The 23,714-nt window shown below is 51.2% G+C and carries 1 protein-coding gene (running past one end of the window); it reads left to right on the top strand.

What is annotated here, in order from left to right; all coding sequences use genetic code 11:
• Positions 1 to 23,714, top strand: the 3' portion of a protein-coding gene (locus NX720_RS09465) for a VCBS domain-containing protein (RefSeq protein ID WP_262600876.1). 4,546 nt of this gene lie to the left of the window's left edge; 23,714 of the gene's 28,260 nt are visible here — the last part of the coding sequence; its start codon lies off the left edge, out of view; the stop codon is at positions 23,712 to 23,714.

Genomic DNA, 23,714 nt, shown 5'->3' with positions numbered 1-23,714 from the left:
TTGATACCGGTGAAGCCAGCTTTAGCGCAGAAACCGTTACAGGGACTTACGGTTCCCTGACCATTGATGCCAATGGTAACTGGAGTTATTCAGCGGATAGCAGCCAGGCAGCCATTCAAGTACTGGGTGATGGTGACAGCCTGACAGAAACCATCACGGTTAAGTCTTTCGATGACACCACCCACAATATTGTTATCACGATCAATGGCACTAATGATGCGGCAGTGATTGGCGGCGTCGATACTGCCTCAATAACAGAAGACGACGCTGCTACATTAACGGCTTCCGGTGCGCTGACCGTTTCTGATTTTGATACCGGTGAAGCCAGCTTTACTGGAGAAACCGTTACGGGAACTTATGGTTCCTTGACCATTGATGTCAATGGTAACTGGAGTTATTCAGCAGATAATAGCCAAGCCGTCATTCAGGTACTGAGCGACGGTGACAGCCTGACAGAAACCATCACGGTTAAGTCTTTCGATAACACCACCCACAATATTGTTATCACGATCAATGGCACTAATGATGCGGCAGTGATTGGCGGCGTCGATACTGCCTCAATAACAGAAGACGATGCTGCTACATTAACGGCTTCCGGTGCGCTGACCGTTTCTGATGTTGATACCGGTGAAGCCAGCTTTACCCCAGAAACCGTTACGGGGACTTACGGTTCCCTGACCATTGATGTCAATGGTGACTGGAGTTATTCGGCGGACAGCAGCCAGGCAGCGGTTCAGGCACTGGGCGACGGTGACAGTCTGACAGAAACCATTACAGTTAAGTCCTTCGATAACACCACCCACGATATTGTGATCACCATCAATGGTGCCAACGATGCAGCCATCATTGGCGGTGTGGATACCATTACTGTCACAGAAGACGACGCTGCTACATTAACGGCTTCCGGTGCACTGACCGTTTCTGATGTTGATACCGGTGAAGCCAGCTTCACCGCAGAAACGGTCACCGGCAGCTACGGTTCCCTGACCATTGATGCCAATGGTAACTGGAACTATTCGGCGGATAACAGCCAGGCAGCGATTCAGGCACTGGGCGACGGTGACAGCCTGACGGAAACCATCACGGTTAAGTCCTTCGATAACACCACCCACGATATTGTTATCACGATCAATGGCACTAATGATGCGGCAGTGATTGGCGGCGTCGATACTGCCTCAATAACAGAAGACGATGCTGCTACATTAACGGCTTCCGGTGCGCTGACCGTTTCTGATGTTGATACCGGTGAATCCAGCTTCACTGCAGAGACCGTTACCGGGACTTACGGTTCCCTGACCATTGATGCCAATGGTAACTGGAACTATTCAGCGGATAGCAGCCAGGCAGCGGTTCAGGCACTGGCCGATGGTGACAACCTGACGGAAACCATCACGGTTAAGTCTTTTGATAACACCACCCACGATATTGTTATCACGATCAATGGTACCAACGATGCGGCAATCATTGGCGGCGTCGATATTGCCTCAATAACAGAAGACGATGCTGCTACATTAACGGCTTCCGGTGCGCTGACCGTTTCTGATGTTGATACCGGTGAATCCAGCTTTACCGCAGAGACGGTCACTGGCAGTTACGGCTCCCTGACCATTGATGTCAATGGTAACTGGAGTTATTCAGCGGACAGCAGCCAGGCAGCGGTTCAGGCACTGGGCGACGGTGACAGCCTGACAGAAACCATCACGGTTAAGTCCTTCGATAACACCACCCACAATATTGTTATAACGATCAATGGCACCAACGATGCGGCAATCATTGGCGGTGTTGATACCGCCTCTGTCACAGAAGACGATGCTGCTACATTAACGGCTTCCGGTGCGTTGACCGTTTCTGATGTTGATACCGGTGAAGCCAGCTTTACCGTAGAAACTGTCACGGGAACTTATGGTTCCCTGACCATTGATGCCAATGGTAACTGGAGTTATTCCGCGGACAGCAGCCAGGCAGCGGTTCAGGCACTGGCCGATGGTGACAGCCTGACGGAAACCATCACGGTTAAGTCCTTCGATAACACCACCCACGATATTGTTATCACCATCAATGGCACCAACGATGCAGCCATCATTGGCGGTGTTGATACCGCCACTGTCACAGAAGACGACGCTGCAGCGTTAACGGCTTCCGGTACGCTGACCGTTTCTGATGTTGATACTGGTGAATCCAGCTTTAGCGCAGAAACCGTTACAGGGACTTACGGTTCCCTGACCATTGATGCCAATGGTAACTGGAACTATTCGGCGGATAGCAGCCAGGCAGCAGTTCAGGCACTGGGCGACGGTGACAGTCTGACAGAAACCATCACGGTTAAGTCCTTCGATAACACCACCCACAATATTGTTATCACGATCAATGGCACCAACGATGCAGCCATCATTGGCGGTGTGGATACCATTACTGTCAAAGAAGACGACGCTGCTACATTAACGGCTTCCGGTGCGCTGACCGTTTCTGATGCTGATACCGGTGAATCCAGCTTCACCGCAGAAACAGTCACCGGCAGCTACGGTTCACTGACCATTGATGCCAATGGCAACTGGAGTTATTCAGCGGACAGCAGTCAAGCAGCGGTTCAGGCACTGGCCGATGGTGACAGTCTAACCGAAACCATCACGGTTAAGTCCTTTGATAACACTACCCACAATATTGTTATCACGATCAATGGCACCAATGATGCGGCAGTGATTAGTGGTGTTGATACCGCCACTGTCACAGAAGACGATGCTGCTACATTAACGGCTTCCGGTGCGCTGACCGTTTCTGATGTTGATACCGGTGAAGCCAGCTTTAGCGCAGAAACGGTTACGGGCAGCTACGGTTCTCTGACCATTGATGCCAATGGCAACTGGAGTTATTCAGCGGACAGCAGCCAGGCAGCGGTTCAGGCACTGAGCGACGGTGACAGCCTGACAGAAACCATCACGGTTAAGTCCTTCGATAACACCACTCACAATATTGTTATCACGATCAATGGCACCAACGATGCAGCCATCATTGGCGGTGTGGATACCATTACTGTCACAGAAGACGACGCTGCTACATTAACGGCTTCCGGTGCGCTGACCGTTTCTGATGCTGATACCGGTGAATCCAGCTTCACCGCAGAAACAGTCACCGGCAGCTACGGTTCACTGACCATTGATGCCAATGGCAACTGGAGTTATTCAGCGGACAGCAGTCAGGCAGCCGTTCAGGCACTGGCCGATGGTGACAGTCTAACCGAAACCATCACGGTTAAGTCCTTCGATAACACCACTCACAATATTGTTATCACGATCAATGGCACCAACGATGCAGCCATCATTGGCGGCGTCGATACAGCCTCAATAACAGAAGACGATGCTGTTACATTAACGGCTTCCGGTGCGCTGACCGTTACGGATACCGACACTGGCGAAGCCAGCTTTACCGCAGAAACGGTCACCGGCAGCTACGGTTCTCTGACCATTGATGCCAATGGTAACTGGAACTATTCGGCGGATAGCAGCCAGGCAGCGATTCAGGCACTAAGCGACGGTGACAGCCTGACAGAAACCATCACGGTTAAGTCCTTCGATAACACCACCCACAATATTGTTATCACGATCAATGGCACTAATGATGCGGCAGTGATTGGCGGTGTTGATACCGCCACTGTCACAGAAGACGATGCTGCCACATTAACTACTTCCGGTGCGCTGACCGTTTCTGATGTTGATACCGGTGAAGCCAGCTTTACCGCAGAAACGGTCACCGGCAGCTACGGTTCTCTGACCATTGATGTCAATGGTAACTGGAACTATTCGGCGGATAACAGCCAGGCAGCGATTCAGGCACTGGGCGACGGTGACAGCCTGACGGAAACCATCACGGTTAAGTCTTTCGATAACACCACCCACGATATTGTTATCACGATCAATGGCACCAACGATGCAGCCATCATTGGCGGCGTTGATACCGCTACTGTTACAGAAGACGATGCTGCTACATTAACGGCTTCCGGTGCGCTGACCGTTTCTGATGTTGATACCGGTGAATCCAGCTTTACCGCAGAGACGGTCACTGGCAGTTACGGCTCCCTGACCATTGATGCCAATGGTAACTGGAGCTATTCAGCGGACAGCAGCCAGGCAGCGGTTCAGGCACTGGGCGACGGTGACAGCCTGACAGAAACCATCACAGTTAAGTCCTTCGATAACACCACCCACGATATTGTGATCACCATCAATGGCACCAACGATGCAGCCATCATTGGCGGTGTGGATACTGCCACTGTCACAGAAGACGATGCTGCTACATTAACCACTTCCGGTGCACTGACCATTTCTGATGTTGATACCGGTGAATCCAGCTTTACCGCAGAAACCGTTACAGGAACTTACGGTTCCCTGACTATTGATGCCAACGGTAACTGGAGCTATTCAGCGGCTAACAGTCAGGCAGCGATTCAGGCATTGGGTGATGGTGACAGCCTGACAGAAACCATCACGGTTAAGTCCTTCGATAACACCACGCACGATATTGTGATCACGATCAATGGCACTAATGATGTGGCAGTGATTGGTGGGGTTGATACCGCTTCTGTCACAGAAGACGATGCTGCTACATTAACCACTTCCGGTGCACTGACCATTTCTGATGTTGATACCGGTGAATCCAGCTTTACCGCAGAAACCGTTACAGGAACTTACGGTTCCCTGACTATTGATGCCAACGGTAACTGGAGCTATTCAGCGGCTAACAGTCAGGCAGCGATTCAGGCATTGGGCGATGGTGACAGCCTGACGGAAACCATCACGGTTAAGTCTTTCGATAACACCACGCACGATATTGTGATCACGATCAATGGCACTAATGATGTGGCAGTGATTGGTGGGGTTGATACCGCTTCTGTCACAGAAGATGACGCTGCCACATTAACGGCTTCCGGTGCGCTGACCGTTTCTGATGTTGATACCGGTGAAGCCAGCTTTACCGCAGAAACGGTCACCGGCAGCTACGGTTCCCTGACCATTGATGCCAATGGTAACTGGAGCTATTCAGCGGACAGCAGCCAGGCAGCGGTTCAGGCACTGGGCGATGGTGACAGCCTGACAGAAACCATCACGGTTAAGTCCTTCGATAACACCACCCACAATATTGTTATCACGATCAATGGCACTAATGATGCGGCAGTGATTGGCGGCATCGATACTGCCTCAATAACAGAAGACGATGCTTCCACATTAACCGCTACCGGCAAACTCGATGTTACCGATGCCGATACCGGCGAAGCAGCGTTCTCAGCCGAAACCGTCACCGGAACTTATGGTTCCGTGACTATCGATGCGGACGGCAATTGGAGCTACGAAGCCGATAGCACCCAAACCGCCATTCAGGCACTGGGCGATGGTGACAGCCTGATCGACACTATCACCGTACAGTCGGTGGATGGTACTACCAAAGACATCACGGTCACCATTAACGGTATTAATGATATTGCGGTTATCAGCGGTACAGATGCTGCGTCAATCACAGAAGACGCCGCCGCTACCTTAACCGCTACCGGCAAACTGGATATCACGGATGCCGATACGGGTGAGGCCGTCTTCTCAGCTGAAACATTGACCGGCACTTATGGTGACCTCACCATCGATGCTGACGGTAACTGGAGCTACTCAGCGGATAACACTCAAGCCGCAATCCAGGCGCTGGGCGACGGTGACAGCCTGACAGAAACCATCACGGTTAAGTCCTTCGATAACACCACACACAATATTGTTATCACGATCAATGGCACTAATGATGCGGCAGTGATTGGTGGTGTTGATACCGCCACTGTCACAGAAGACGATACTGCTACATTAACCGCTTCCGGTGCGCTGACCGTTTCTGATGTTGATACCGGTGAAGCCAGCTTTACCCCAGAAACCGTTACGGGAACTTACGGTTCTCTGACCATTGATGCCAATGGTAACTGGAACTATTCGGCGGATAGCAGCCAGGCAGCGGTTCAGGCACTGGGCGACGGTGACAGTCTGACAGAAACCATCACGGTTAAGTCTTTCGATAACACCACCCACGATATTGTTATCACGATCAATGGCACCAACGATGCAGCCATCATTGGCGGTGTGGATACCATTACTGTCACAGAAGACGACGCTGCTACATTAACGGCTTCCGGTGCGCTGACCGTTTCTGATGTTGATACCGGTGAAGCCAGCTTCACCGCTGAAACCGTTACGGGAACTTACGGTTCTCTGACCATTGATGCCAATGGTAACTGGAGTTATTCAGCGGACAGCAGCCAGGCAGCGGTTCAGGCACTGGCCGATGGTGACAGTCTAACCGAAACCATCACGGTTAAGTCCTTTGATAACACTACCCACAATATTGTTATCACGATCAATGGCACCAATGATGCGGCAGTGATTAGTGGTGTTGATACCGCCACTGTCACAGAAGACGATGCTGCTACATTAACGGCTTCCGGTGCGCTGACCGTTTCTGATGTTGATACCGGTGAATCCAGCTTCACCGCAGAAACAGTCACCGGCAGCTACGGTTCACTGACCATTGATGTCAATGGTAACTGGAGTTATTCAGCGGACAGCAGCCAGGCAGCGGTTCAGGCACTGAGCGACGGTGACAGCCTGACGGAAACCATCACGGTTAAGTCCTTCGATAACACCACCCACGATATTGTTATCACCATCAATGGCACTAATGATGCGGGAATCATTGGCGGTGTTGATACCGCCATTGTCACAGAAGACGACGCTGCTACATTAACGGCTTCCGGTGCGCTGACCGTTTCTGATGTTGATACCGGTGAAGCCAGCTTTACCGCAGAAACTGTCACCGGCAGCTACGGCTCACTGACCATTGATGCCAATGGTAACTGGAGTTATTCAGCGGACAGCAGCCAGGCAGCGGTTCAGGTACTGGGCGACGGTGACAGTCTGACGGAAACCATCACCGTTAAGTCCTTCGATAGCACTACACACGATATTGTTATTACGATCAATGGTACCAACGATGCAGCAGTGATTGGCGGCGTCGATACTGCCTCAATAACAGAAGACGATGCTGCTACATTAACGGCTTCCGGTGCGCTGACCGTTTCTGATGTTGATACCGGTGAATCCAGCTTTACCGCAGAAACCGTTACGGGAACTTACGGTTCACTGACCATTGATGTCAATGGTAACTGGAGTTATTCAGCAGATAATAGCCAAGCCGTCATTCAGGCACTGGGCGACGGTGACAGCCTGACGGAAACCATTACGGTTAAATCTTTCGATAACACTGCGCACGATATTGTCATTACTATCAACGGCACAAACGATGCGCCGGTTGCCAGTGTGGTTGACCTTGGCAGCACTAACGAAGATACCGGCATCGTTATTACCGAAGCACAGCTGCTTGCTAATGCGATAGATGTTGAAGGCGACACTTTAAGTGTCAACAGTCTTGTACTGGCAGATAGCAGCCATGGTGCCTTAACTGATAATGGTGATGACACCTGGACATTTACACCGGCTGAGCACTTTAACGGCAACGATGTCGCTTTCAATTACAACGTTAATGATGGTACGACAGATGTCGCAAACAGTGCTGTGATTGATGTGACTGCTGTAGCGGATGCCCCGGTGTTCGATGTGTCTACCGATGAAATTCTCATCAGCACCGAGGGCTTTGAATCTCCTGCCCAGGGTAATGGTGGTTGGCATGGGGTCACTGACTCACTGGATGACTGGAGTAGTCATCAGAACGGCTACGAGGTATGGCGAGGTAATGCTGCCCATGAAGGCCAGCAATGGGTGGAACTGGATTATGGTGCAGGTCAGGATGGATTTGACCACACTATTGATACCAGTAACGGTCAGCCCCATGTGTTTGAGCTGGCCATTCGTAAGCGCAGTGACTCAGACACTTCCGATGACTCTGTTGATGTTTACTGGAATGGAGAACTGCTGACGACGGTTACACCGGCCAGCAGCGCCTGGGAGGTTCAGCGTATAGAGCTGCCTGCTGTGAACAGTGACTCTGCAATTCTGACTATTCAGGAGCCGTCCGCTGAGAATGATGGATCAGGTGCCTGGATTGACTCTCTGAAAGTTCTTCAGGTTGGTATTGAAGTCAGCAGCGACCCGGCTTACGACTACGAAATTACCAGCCTTGAAGATACCGGCATTCCGCTGGATCTTGGCTCGGTAACAAGTGGTGGCACAGAAACCGTCACAGCCAGCCTGGGCGGCATTCCATCGGGCAGCACATTAACAGATGGCACTAACAGCGTCAGCACCGATGGCAGTGATGTCGATGTATCCACCTGGAACCTGTCTGCTCTGTCCCTGACGCCACCGGCCAACAGTCATGACGATTTCACCATCACCCTGAACGCTACGGCGACTGAAGCGAATGGTGACAGTGCGCAAACCAGCGAAACATTAAGGGTTAACCTGCTGTCTGTAAATGATGTTCCGGAAGCAGCCGGTTCTGCGATCAGCCTTGCAGGTACAGAAGACACGGCACTGATCATTACCAAAGACCAGTTGCTGGCAGGAGCCACTGATGCGGACGGTGATACGCTATCGATCAGTGATGTGTCGTACAGTGGTTCCGATGGCACTCTGACGGAAGTGAACGGGATTGCTTTTGGGGATGATACATCCAACCTGATAGAAGTCACTGAGACACTGCAAAGCTTTGATGCGTTCAGTCTTGAGTTTGAATATACGTCAACAGGCAGTCATGAAGAATCATTTGCCTCAATCCTGAGTATGGTAACACCTGTTCAGTTGAATCCATTGATGATAGCCGTGAATCTGGACGGCAGCCTGATGCTCCAGCTAGACGGAAATATAAGGACATTTGCCGGAGTTAACATAAATGATGGCGAACTTCATAACATAAGCCTGACCTGGGACAGCGGCAGTGGTGACGTAAAACTTTTTGACAACCACCAACTGGTTGAAACCCAAACCGTAGCCCCGGGTCAAACCCTTGAGGCTGATGGGGCAATAAGCATTGGTCAGGATCGGGATGTCTACGGGGGAGAATTTGACCCGTCTCAGTCCCTGACCAATGCTGAGCTTGGTTTTGTAACACTGTCGTATGATGCGGTTAGCCAGGCTGATATAGAAGCCGGAGTTCGTGTCGCTGATGCCAGCTCCAGCCTGGCATTGGACATCAGGGCTGAAAATGGTCAGGTTGTGGATACAACCAACAACCACACAGTGACTACCGCAGGAAGTCTCACCAGTCATGATCACTATGAGTTCACACCTGGCAGTAATTTCAACGGTACAGTGGCACTGGATTACACCATCTCCGATGGCACCGATACGACGGCGGCACAGGCAACAATTAACTTTATGGCAGCAGGGGATGCGGCGGTTATCACCGGCACAGACACGGGCAGTGTAACGGAAGACGCCGCAGCCACCTTAACCGCTACCGGCAAACTGGATATCACGGATGCCGATACGGGTGAGGCCGTCTTCTCAGCTGAAGCATTGACCGGCACTTATGGTAACCTCACCATTGATGCTGACGGCAATTGGAGCTACGAAGCCGATAGCACCCAAACCGCCATTCAGGCACTGGGCGATGGTGACAGCCTGACAGAAACCATCACGGTTAAGTCCTTCGATAACACCACCCACGATATTGTGATCACCATCAATGGCACTAATGATGCGGCAGTGATTGGTGGTGTTGATACCGCCACTGTCACAGAAGACGACGCCGCTACATTAACGGCTTCCGGTGCGCTGACCGTTTCTGATGTTGATACCGGTGAAGGCAGCTTTACTGGAGAAACCGTTACGGGAACTTACGGTTCACTGACCATTGATGTCAATGGTAACTGGAGTTATTCAGCGGACAGCAGCCAGGCAGCGGTTCAGGCACTTGGCGATGGTGACAGCCTGACGGAAACCATCACGGTTAAGTCTTTCGATAACACCACGCACGATATTGTTATCACGATCAATGGCACTAATGATGTGGCAGTGATTGGTGGGGTTGATATCGCTTCTGTCACAGAAGATGACGCTGCCACATTAACGGCTTCCGGTGCGCTGACCGTTTCTGATGTTGATACCGGTGAAGCCAGCTTTACCGCAGAAACGGTCACCGGCAGCTACGGTTCCCTGACCATTGATGCCAATGGTAACTGGAGCTATTCAGCGGACAGCAGCCAGGCAGCGGTTCAGGCGCTGGGCGACGGTGACAGCCTGACAGAAACCATCATGGTTAAGTCCTTCGATAACACCACCCACAATATTGTTATCACGATCAATGGCACTAATGATGCGGCAGTGATTGGCGGCATCGATACTGCCTCAATAACAGAAGACGATGCTTCCACATTAACCGCTTCCGGCAAACTCGATGTTACCGATGCCGATACCGGCGAAGCAGCGTTCTCAGCCGAAACCGTCACCGGAACTTATGGTTCCGTGACTATCGATGCGGACGGCAATTGGAGCTACGAAGCCGATAGCACCCAAACCGCCATTCAGGCACTGGGCGATGGTGACAGCCTGATCGACACTATCACCGTACAGTCGGTGGATGGTACTACCAAAGACATCACGGTCACCATTAACGGTATTAATGATATTGCGGTTATCAGCGGTACAGATGCTGCGTCAATCACAGAAGACGCCGCCGCTACCTTAACCGCTACCGGCAAACTGGATATCACGGATGCCGATACGGGTGAGGCCGTCTTCTCAGCTGAAACATTGACCGGCACTTATGGTGACCTCACCATCGATGCTGACGGTAACTGGAGCTACTCAGCGGATAACACTCAAGCCGCAATCCAGGCGCTGGGCGACGGTGACAGCCTGACAGAAACCATCACGGTTAAGTCCTTCGATAACACCACACACAATATTGTTATCACGATCAATGGCACTAATGATGCGGCAGTGATTGGTGGTGTTGATACCGCCACTGTCACAGAAGACGATACTGCTACATTAACCGCTTCCGGTGCGCTGACCGTTTCTGATGTTGATACCGGTGAAGCCAGCTTTACCCCAGAAACCGTTACGGGAACTTACGGTTCTCTGACCATTGATGCCAATGGTAACTGGAACTATTCGGCGGATAGCAGCCAGGCAGCGGTTCAGGCACTGGGCGACGGTGACAGTCTGACAGAAACCATCACGGTTAAGTCTTTCGATAACACCACCCACGATATTGTTATCACGATCAATGGCACCAACGATGCAGCCATCATTGGCGGTGTGGATACCATTACTGTCACAGAAGACGACGCTGCTACATTAACGGCTTCCGGTGCGCTGACCGTTTCTGATGTTGATACCGGTGAAGCCAGCTTCACCGCTGAAACCGTTACGGGAACTTACGGTTCTCTGACCATTGATGCCAATGGTAACTGGAGTTATTCAGCGGACAGCAGCCAGGCAGCGGTTCAGGCACTGGCCGATGGTGACAGTCTAACCGAAACCATCACGGTTAAGTCCTTTGATAACACTACCCACAATATTGTTATCACGATCAATGGCACCAATGATGCGGCAGTGATTAGTGGTGTTGATACCGCCACTGTCACAGAAGACGATGCTGCTACATTAACGGCTTCCGGTGCGCTGACCGTTTCTGATGTTGATACCGGTGAAGCCAGCTTTAGCGCAGAAACGGTTACGGGCAGCTACGGTTCTCTGACCATTGATGCCAATGGCAACTGGAGTTATTCAGCGGACAGCAGCCAGACAGCGGTTCAGGCACTGAGCGACGGTGACAGCCTGACGGAAACCATCACGGTTAAGTCCTTCGATAACACCACCCACGATATTGTTATCACCATCAATGGCACTAATGATGCGGCAATCATTGGCGGTGTTGATACCGCCACTGTCACAGAAGACGACGCTGCTACATTAACGGCTTCCGGTGCGCTGACCGTTTCTGATGTTGATACCGGTGAAGCCAGCTTTACCGCAGAAACGGTTACGGGCAGCTACGGCTCACTGACCATTGATGCCAATGGTAACTGGAGTTATTCAGCGGACAGCAGCCAGGCAGCGGTTCAGGTACTGGGCGACGGTGACAGTCTGACGGAAACCATCACCGTTAAGTCCTTCGATAGCACCACACACGATATTGTTATTACGATCAATGGTACCAACGATGCAGCAGTGATTGGCGGCGTCGATACTGCCTCAATAACAGAAGACGATGCTGCTACATTAACGGCTTCCGGTGCGCTGACCGTTTCTGATGTTGATACCGGTGAATCCAGCTTTACCGCAGAAACCGTTACGGGAACTTACGGTTCACTGACCATTGATGTCAATGGTAACTGGAGTTATTCAGCAGATAATAGCCAAGCCGTCATTCAGGCACTGGGCGACGGTGACAGCCTGACGGAAACCATCACGGTTAAATCTTTCGATAACACTGCGCACGATATTGTCATTACTATCAATGGCACAAACGATGCGCCGGTTGCCAGTGTGGTTGGCCTTGGCAGCACTAACGAAGATACCGGCATCGTTATTACCGAAGCACAGCTGCTTGCTAATGCGATAGATGTTGAAGGCGACACTTTAAGTGTCAACAGTCTTGTACTGGCAGATAGCAGCCATGGTGCCTTAACTGATAATGGTGATGACACCTGGACATTTACACCGGCTGAGCACTTTAACGGCAACGATGTCGCCTTCAATTATAACGTTAATGACGGTACGACAGATGTCGTAAACAGTGCTGTGATTGATGTGACTGCTGTAGCGGATGCCCCGGTGTTCGATGTGTCTACCGATGAAATTCTCATCAGCACCGAGGGCTTTGAATCTCCTGCCCAGGGTAATGGTGGTTGGCATGGGGTCACTGACTCACTGGATGACTGGAGTAGTCATCAGAACGGCTACGAGGTATGGCGAGGTAATGCTGCCCATGAAGGCCAGCAATGGGTGGAACTGGATTATGGTTTAGGTCAGGATGGATTTGACCACACTATTGATACCAGTAACGGTCAGCCCCATGTGTTTGAACTGGCCATTCGTAAGCGCAGTGACTCAGACACTTCCGATGATTCTGTTGATGTTTACTGGAATGGAGAACTGCTGACGACGGTTACACCGGCCAGCAGCGCCTGGGAGGTTCAGCGTATAGAGCTGCCTGCTGTGAACAGTGACTCTGCAATTCTGGCTATTCAGGAACCGTCCGCTGAGAATGATGGATCAGGTACCTGGATTGACTCTCTGAAAGTTCTTCAGGTTGGTATTGAAGTCAGCAGCGACCCGGCTTACGACTACGAAATTACCAGCCTTGAAGATACCGGCATTCCGCTGGATCTTGGCTCGGTAACAAGTGGTGGCACAGAAACCGTCACAGCCAGCCTGGGCGGCATTCCATCGGGCAGCACATTAACAGATGGCACTAACAGCGTCAGCACCGATGGCAGTGATGTCGATGTATCCACCTGGAACCTGTCTGCTCTGTCCCTGACGCCACCGGCCAACAGTCATGACGATTTCACCATCACCCTGAACGCTACGGCGACTGAAGCGAATGGTGACAGTGCGCAAACCAGCGAAACATTAAGGGTTAACCTGCTGTCTGTAAATGATGTTCCGGAAGCAGCCGGTTCTGCGATCAGCCTTGCAGGTACAGAAGACACGGCACTGACCATTACCAAAGACCAGTTGCTGGCAGGAGCCAGTGATGCGGACGGTGATACGCTATCGATCAGTGATGTGTCGTACAGTGGTTCCGATGGCACTCTGACGGAAGTGAACGGGATTGCTTTTGGGGATGATACATCCAACCTGATAGAAGTCACTGAGACACTGCAAAGCTTTGATGCGTTCAGTCTTGAGTTTGAATATACGTCAACAGGCAGTCATGAAGAATCATTTGCCTCAATCCTGAGTATGGTAACACCTGTTCAGTTGTATCCATTGCTGATAGCCGTGAATCTGGACGGCAGCCTGATGCTCCAGCTAGACGGAAATATAAGGACATTTGCCGGAGTTAACATAAATGATGGCGAACTTCATAACATAAGCCTGACCTGGGACAGCGCCAGTGGTGACGTAAAACTTTTTGACAACCACCAACTGGTTGAAACCCAAACCGTAGCCCCGGGTCAAACCCTTGAGGCTGATGGGGTAGTAAGCATTGGTCAGGATCGGGATGTCTACGGGGGAGAATTTGACCCGTCTCAGTCCCTGACCAATGCTGAGCTTGGTTTTGTAACACTGTCGTATGATGCGGTTAGCCAGGCTGATATAGAAGCCGGAGTTCGTGTCGCTGATGCCAGCTCCAGCCTGGCATTGGACATCAGGGCTGAAAATGGTCAGGTTGTGGATACAACCAACAACCACACAGTGACTACCGCAGGAAGTCTCACCAGTCATGATCACTATGAGTTCACACCTGGCAGTAATTTCAACGGTACAGTGGCACTGGATTACACCATCTCCGATGGCACCGATACGACGGCGGCACAGGCAACAATTAACTTTATGGCAGCAGGGGATGCGGCGGTTATCACCGGCACAGACACGGGCAGTGTAACGGAAGACGCCGCAGCCACCTTAACCGCTACCGGCAAACTGGATATCACGGATGCCGATACGGGTGAGGCCGTCTTCTCAGCTGAAGCATTGACCGGCACTTATGGTAACCTCACCATTGATGCTGACGGCAATTGGAGCTACGAAGCCGATAGCACCCAAACCGCCATTCAGGCACTGGGCGATGGTGACAGCCTGACAGAAACCATCACGGTTAAGTCCTTCGATAACACCACCCACGATATTGTGATCACCATCAATGGCACTAATGATGCGGCAGTGATTGGTGGTGTTGATACCGCCACTGTCACAGAAGACGACGCCGCTACATTAACGGCTTCCGGTGCGCTGACCGTTTCTGATGTTGATACCGGTGAAGGCAGCTTTACTGGAGAAACCGTTACGGGAACTTACGGTTCACTGACCATTGATGTCAATGGTAACTGGAGTTATTCAGCGGACAGCAGCCAGGCAGCGGTTCAGGCACTTGGCGATGGTGACAGCCTGACGGAAACCATCACGGTTAAGTCTTTCGATAACACCACGCACGATATTGTTATCACGATCAATGGCACTAATGATGTGGCAGTGATTGGTGGGGTTGATATCGCTTCTGTCACAGAAGATGACGCTGCCACATTAACGGCTTCCGGTGCGCTGACCGTTTCTGATGTTGATACCGGTGAAGCCAGCTTTACCGCAGAAACGGTCACCGGCAGCTACGGTTCCCTGACCATTGATGCCAATGGTAACTGGAGCTATTCAGCGGACAGCAGCCAGGCAGCGGTTCAGGCGCTGGGCGACGGTGACAGCCTGACAGAAACCATCATGGTTAAGTCCTTCGATAACACCACCCACAATATTGTTATCACGATCAATGGCACTAATGATGCGGCAGTGATTGGCGGCATCGATACTGCCTCAATAACAGAAGACGATGCTTCCACATTAACCGCTTCCGGCAAACTCGATGTTACCGATGCCGATACCGGCGAAGCAGCGTTCTCAGCCGAAACCGTCACCGGAACTTATGGTTCCGTGACTATCGATGCGGACGGCAATTGGAGCTACGAAGCCGATAGCACCCAAACCGCCATTCAGGCACTGGGCGATGGTGACAGCCTGATCGACACTATCACCGTACAGTCGGTGGATGGTACTACCAAAGACATCACGGTCACCATTAACGGTATTAATGATATTGCGGTTATCAGCGGTACAGATGCTGCGTCAATCACAGAAGACGACGCCGCTACCTTAACCGCTACCGGCAAACTGGATATCACGGATGCCGATACGGGTGAGGCCGTCTTCTCAGCTGAAACATTGACCGGCACTTATGGTGACCTCACCATCGATGCTGACGGCAACTGGAGCTACTCAGCGGATAACACTCAAACCGCGATCCAGGCGCTGGGCGAAGGTGACAGCCTGACAGAAACCATCACGGTTAAGTCCTTCGATAACACCACACACAATATTGTTATCACGATCAATGGCACTAATGATGCGGCAGTGATTGGTGGTGTTGATACCGCCACTGTCACAGAAGACGACGCCGCTACCTTAACCGCTACCGGCAAACTGGATATCACGGATGCCGATACGGGTGAGGCCGTCTTCTCAGCTGAAACATTGACCGGCACTTATGGTGACCTCACCATCGATGCTGACGGTAACTGGAGCTACTCAGCGGATAACACTCAAACCGCGATCCAGGCGCTGGGCGATGGTGGCAGCCTGATCGACACTATCACCGTACAGTCGGTGGATGGTACTACCAAAGACATCACGGTCACCATTAACGGTATTAATGATATTGCGGTTATCAGCGGTACAGATGCTGCGTCAATCACAGAAGACGCCGCCGCTACCTTAACCGCTACCGGCAAACTGGATATCACGGATGCCGATACGGGTGAGGCCGTCTTCTCAGCTGAAACATTGACCGGCACTTATGGTGACCTCACCATCGATGCTGACGGTAACTGGAGCTACTCAGCGGATAACACTCAAGCCGCAATCCAGGCGCTGGGCGACGGTGACAGCCTGACAGAAACCATCACGGTTAAGTCCTTCGATAACACCACACACAATATTGTTATCACGATCAATGGCACTAATGATGCGGCAGTGATTGGTGGTATTGATACCGCCACTGTCACAGAAGACGATACTGCTACATTAACCGCTTCCGGTGCGCTGACCGTTTCTGATGTTGATACCGGTGAAGCCAGCTTTACTGGAGAAACCGTTACGGGAACCTACGGTTCTCTGACTATTGATGCCAACGGTAACTGGAGCTATTCAGCGGCTAACAGTCAGGCAGCGATTCAGGCATTGGGTGATGGTGACAGCCTTACAGAAACCATCACCGTTAAGTCCTTCGATAACACCACCCACGATATTGTTATCACCATCAATGGCACTAATGATGCGGCAATCATTGACGGTGTTGATACCGCCACTGTCACAGAAGACGACGCTGCTACATTAACCGCTTCCGGTGCGCTGACCGTTTCTGATGTTGATACCGGTGAATCCAGCTTTACTGGAGAAACCGTTACGGGGACTTACGGTTCCCTGACCATTGATGTCAATGGTAACTGGAGTTATTCAGCGGACAGCAGCCAGGCAGCGGTTCAGGCACTGGGCGATGGTGACAGCCTGATCGACACTATCACCGTACAGTCGGTGGATGGTACTACCAAAGACATCACGGTCACCATTAACGGTATTAATGATATTGCGGTTATCAGCGGTACAGATGCTGCGTCAATCACAGAAAACGACGCTACTACTACCTTAATCGCTTCCGGAAAACTCGATATCACTGATGTCGATACTGGCGAAGCTGCCTTCTCAGCGGAAACACTGACCGGAACTTACGGCGATCTCACCATCGATGCTGACGGTAACTGGAGCTACTCAGCGGATAACACCCAAACTGCGATCCAGGCGCTGGGTGACGGTGACAGCCTGACTGATACCGTAGCGGTTCAGTCCGCTGATGGCACAACGAAAAACATCACGATCACGATTAATGGCACCAACGATGCAGCAGTGATTGGCGGCGTCGATACTGCCTCAATAACAGAAGACGATGCTGCTACATTAACCGCTTCCGGTGCGCTGACCGTTTCTGATGTTGATACCGGTGAAGCCAGCTTTACTGGAGAAACCGTTACGGGGACTTACGGTTCCCTGACCATTGATGTCAATGGTAACTGGAGTTATTCAGCGGACAGCAGCCAGGCAGCGGTTCAGGCACTGGCCGATGGTGACAGCCTGACGGAAACCATCACGGTTAAGTCTTTCGATAACACCACCCACAATATTGTCATCACGATTAATGGCACCAATGATGCGGCAGTGATTAGTGGTGTTGATACCGCCACTGTCACAGAAGACGACGCTGCTACATTAATGGCTTCCGGTGCGCTGACTGTTTCTGATGTTGATACCGGTGAATCCAGCTTCACCGCAGAAACAGTCACCGGCAGCTACGGTTCACTGACCATTGATGTCAATGGTAACTGGAACTATTCAGCGGACAGCAGCCAGGCAGCGGTTCAGGCACTGGGCGATGGTGACAGCCTGACAGAAACCATCACGGTTAAGTCCTTCGATAACACCACCCACGATATTGTTATCACAATCAATGGCACCAACGATGCGGCTGCAATCAGTGGAGTTGATATAGGCAGTGTGGTTGAAGACCGGGTATTTCAGGACAGCCTGGTCTCTTCCACAGCTGACAAAAATATGATCACTACGGTGGGCGAAACGGTTCAGGTAACGTTGTCCATGAATCAGGCTGTTACCGTCAATACCGATCAGGGTACTCCCTCCGTCTCTATAAACGTCGGAGGAGAAACTCGTCAGGCAGTCTACGTATCAGGAAATAATTCCGACAATCTTGTATTCGAGTACACTGTTCAATCTGAAGATCTTCTTCTTAATGATACTCGTTACACGGGCGCAACAAGCCATACCTCGACAGGCAACTGGGAAAGCGGTGTTGGCGACACGAAGTACTTTGATTTTGACTTTGGGTCAGAAAAAACATTCTCTGAGTTTGCTTTCAGCGGTACGGGAGTCGACGGCAGTGGTGTCATCACACTGAGCGAAGTCCAGTTGATTCTGTCAGACGGAACTGTTGCACCAATAGATTCTGCACTGGTAAGCAGTACCTCTGATTCAGGAATTCTAGGTGCTTATAACCTGGTTGACGGGGTTATTGATGTTAGTGGGGATTATCATGCTACGGACGGCGTGTCAGGTGGACGGTATCTTGATTTAGGTGCAGACGGATCAACCATTACCTTTAGCGAATCCTTAACAGCGATTGGTCTCCGGTTCTACACGGATCTGTCAATTTATTCGATCAGTGATCGTTTCCCTGAGAGCCTTACCGTTGAGCTGAGCCCGACAGTATCCGTTATTGATGACAGCTTTGCACTTAATGGTGCCCAGTTGATGAATTCGGATGGTTCGCTCATCAACCAGTTACGGACAGAAGGTGTACTGGATGTATCCGACACCGACACTGGAGAATCCAGTTTCATCGCAGAAACTGTCACGGGTAATTACGGTTCCCTGATCATCAATGCCAACGGCAGCTGGAGCTATTCACTGGATCATAGCCAGTCAGCGATTCAGGCACTGGGCGATGGTGACAGCCTGATCGACACTATCACCGTACAGTCGGTGGATGGTACTACCAAAGACATCACGGTCAGCATTAACGGCACCAACGATGTTGCGATTATCAGTGGCGCAGATACTGCGTCAATCACAGAAGACGACGCCGCTACCTTAACCGCTTCCGGAAAACTCGATATCACTGATGTCGATACTGGCGAAGCTGCCTTCTCAGCGGAAACACTGACCGGAACTTACGGCGATCTCACCATCGATGCTGACGGTAACTGGAGCTACTCAGCGGATAACACCCAAACCGCGATCCAGGCGCTGGGCGACGGTGACAGCCTGACGGAAACCATCACGGTTAAATCTTTCGATAACACTGCGCACGATATTGTCATTACTATCAACGGCACAAACGATGCGCCGGTTGCCAGTGTGGTTGACCTTGGCAGCACTAACGAAGATACCGGCATCGTTATTACCGAAGCACAGCTGCTTGCTAATGCGATAGATGTTGAAGGCGACACTTTAAGTGTCAACAGTCTTGTACTGGCAGATAGCAGCCATGGTGCCTTAACTGATAATGGTGATGACACCTGGACATTTACACCGGCTGAGCACTTTAACGGCAACGATGTCGCTTTCAATTACAACGTTAATGATGGTACGACAGATGTCGCAAACAGTGCTGTGATTGATGTGACTGCTGTAGCGGATGCCCCGGTGTTCGATGTGTCTACCGATGAAATTCTCATCAGCACCGAGGGCTTTGAATCTCCTGCCCAGGGTAATGGTGGTTGGCATGGGGTCACTGACTCACTGGATGACTGGAGTAGTCATCAGAACGGCTACGAGGTATGGCGAGGTAATGCTGCCCATGAAGGCCAGCAATGGGTGGAACTGGATTATGGTTTAGGTCAGGATGGATTTGACCACACTATTGATACCAGTAACGGTCAGCCCCATGTGTTTGAACTGGCCATTCGTAAGCGCAGTGACTCAGACACTTCCGATGATTCTGTTGATGTTTACTGGAATGGAGAACTGCTGACGACGGTTACACCGGCCAGCAGCGCCTGGGAGGTTCAGCGTATAGAGCTGCCTGCTGTGAACAGTGACTCTGCAATTCTGGCTATTCAGGAACCGTCCGCTGAGAATGATGGATCAGGTACCTGGATTGACTCTCTGAAAGTTCTTCAGGTTGGTATTGAAGTCAGCAGCGACCCGGCTTACGACTACGAAATTACCAGCCTTGAAGATACCGGCATTCCGCTGGATCTTGGCTCGGTAACAAGTGGTGGCACAGAAACCGTCACAGCCAGCCTGGGCGGCATTCCATCGGGCAGCACATTAACAGATGGCACTAACAGCGTCAGCACCGATGGCAGTGATGTCGATGTATCCACCTGGAACCTGTCTGCTCTGTCCCTGACGCCACCGGCCAACAGTCATGACGATTTCACCATCACCCTGAACGCTACGGCGACTGAAGCGAATGGTGACAGTGCGCAAACCAGCGAAACATTAAGGGTTAACCTGCTGTCTGTAAATGATGTTCCGGAAGCAGCCGGTTCTGCGATCAGCCTTGCAGGTACAGAAGACACGGTACTGACCATTACCAAAGACCAGTTGCTGGCAGGAGCCACTGATGCGGACGGTGATACGCTATCGATCAGTGATGTGTCGTACAGTGGTTCCGATGGCACTCTGACGGAAGTGAACGGGATTGCTTTTGGGGATGATACATCCAACCTGATAGAAGTCACTGAGACACTGCAAAGCTTTGATGCGTTCAGTCTTGAGTTTGAATATACGTCAACAGGCAGTCATGAAGAATCATTTGCCTCAATCCTGAGTATGGTAACACCTGTTCAGTTGAATCCATTGATGATAGCCGTGAATCTGGACGGCAGCCTGATGCTCCAGCTAGACGGAAATATAAGGACATTTGCCGGAGTTAACATAAATGATGGCGAACTTCATAACATAAGCCTGACCTGGGACAGCGGCAGTGGTGACGTAAAACTTTTTGACAACCACCAACTGGTTGAAACCCAAACCGTAGCCCCGGGTCAAACCCTTGAGGCTGATGGGGCAATAAGCATTGGTCAGGATCGGGATGTCTACGGGGGAGAATTTGACCCGTCTCAGTCCCTGACCAATGCTGAGCTTGGTTTTGTAACACTGTCGTATGATGCGGTTAGCCAGGCTGATATAGAAGCCGGAGTTCGTGTCGCTGATGCCAGCTCCAGCCTGGCATTGGACATCAGGGCTGAAAATGGTCAGGTTGTGGATACAACCAACAACCACACAGTGACTACCGCAGGAAGTCTCACCAGTCATGATCACTATGAGTTCACACCTGGCAGTAATTTCAACGGTACAGTGGCACTGGATTACACCATCTCCGATGGCACCGATACGACGGCGACACAGGCAACGCTGACGTTCGGTGCGGTCAACGATGCTCCGGAAGTCGTTACCGCTCCTGATAGCCAGTCCGCAGCAGAAGACGCAGTATTCAGCTACACCCTGCCTGCTGAAGCGTTTACAGATGCGGATGGCGATGCTCTTTCATTCTCTGCCACCCTGTCCAGTGGCGACCCATTGCCGGACTGGTTGAGCTTTGATGCTGCCTCCCGCACCTTTAGTGGTACACCAGGGCAACAGGACGTAGGTTCTCTGGCGGTGAATATCACTGTATCCGACGGTGCGGAATCAACAGACATTCTCTGGGCGCTGGATGTTACCGAAGTGAATGAAGCGCCAGAGCTGGCTTCTTACTCCGGGGTTGAAGAAATCATCGCGGCTTACAGCTTTGATGACAGCAACGATAATACGGGCAATGGTCATAGTTTGACTTTGGATGGCAGCGCTAGCCTTACTCCGGGGGCTGGCTATGATGGTTCAGGTACAGCTTTAACAATGAATGGGACGCCTGGAGGAGCCGAAGCTGAAGGGCTGGTTACGGGCGGGGAGATGTCAGTATCGACCTGGGTGAAATATGACAGCTTTGACAAGGCCTGGAGCCGAATTTTCGACTTTGGTGATGGAGCGGGCCGGGGGAACATTATAATGGGTCAGTCGGGAGTCAGCAATGGCTTGTCTTTCCATATCTATGGTGACCAGGGAGGCAGGCAATCAGGCCTTGATATTCCCTATTTCTTCCCGGCGGGAGAGTGGGTGCATGTAACTGCGACCATTGCTGGTGACGGCACTCTGAGTATCTACAAAAATGGTGAATTGGCTGGTCAGGCCGATGGAACTGTACCGTCTGAAAGAGTCCGTGATAATAACTACATAATGAAAAGCAACTGGAATGAAGGTGATTTTAACGGTGCTCTTGACGAGTTCGCTGTTTATGACAAAGCGCTGACCCCAAGCCAGGTTAAAGCCATCTATGACGTCGGCACCATTGAGAACCAGCTGGATGATGCTTTCCTGGTTGCAGAAAACAGTACAGATGGTGTTTCAATTGGTACTGTCAGTGCTGTTGATGAAGAGCAGGACACCCTCACCTACTCCTTAACCAATGATGCCGGTGGGCGATTCACGATCAATAGCAGTACAGGAGAGGTATCTGTGGCTGCTGGTGCCGTGCTGGATCATGAGGCAGATTCGACCCATACGATTACTGTTCAGGTTTCTGATGGAAATCTGACGGACTCCCGTGATTATACGGTCAGGGTCACTGACCAGAACGAAGTACCCACTGCAACGGATAGCACCCTGCTATTAAGTCAGGCTGACAGTTACAGCTTTAAGGGAGAGGATTTCAACTTCAACGATGTGGATGCAGGTGACACGCTGCAATCCGTTACCATTACGACATTGCCTGCAACTGGTTCGTTAATGCTGAGCGGGGTGGCTGTTACCGCTAACCAGGTCATTACTGTGGCAGATGTAGAAAATCTGTCTTACGTAACACCGACAACAGATACCGATGTTAGCAGCAGCTTTAGCTTTACCGTCAGTGATGGCAGCCTCAGCAGTCAGAATCAGACATTCTCCTTGAGTGTGAAAGGTGCATTAACTGACAACTTTACCGGAACAGATCAGTCGGAAATCATTAACGGGACTGGTGGCGCAGATATTATTGAAGCCAGCGGTGGCGATGATACAGTCTATGGCGGACAGGGCGGTGACAGTATTATCGGTGGTTCAGGCAATGACATCCTGATCGGTGGCGACGGTGCTGACAGTTTCATCTGGCACGCCGATGATGCAGGTACTGCGGAAGCGCCAGCTGAAGACACTATTACCGATTTCCATACTGGGCAAGGTGGTGATGTTCTGGATCTGAGTGATGTACTGGTGGATGAAGAGAACCATCAGCTGGATGAATACCTGCACTTTAACTTCGCGGATGGTGATACCACCGTAGAAATAAGCAGTCAGGCCAATGGTGATGTGACCCAGAAGGTGACGCTGAAGGGTGTGGATTTATCGTCGCTGGGTGGCTCGGATTCAGAAATCATCAATAATCTGCTGGACGATGGGAACCTTCAGGTCGATCCGTGA

The sequence above is a fragment of the Endozoicomonas euniceicola genome, from assembly GCF_025562755.1.
GTDB lineage: Bacteria > Pseudomonadota > Gammaproteobacteria > Pseudomonadales > Endozoicomonadaceae > Endozoicomonas_A > Endozoicomonas_A euniceicola.
This window is presented reverse-complemented; position numbering and strand designations above follow the sequence as displayed.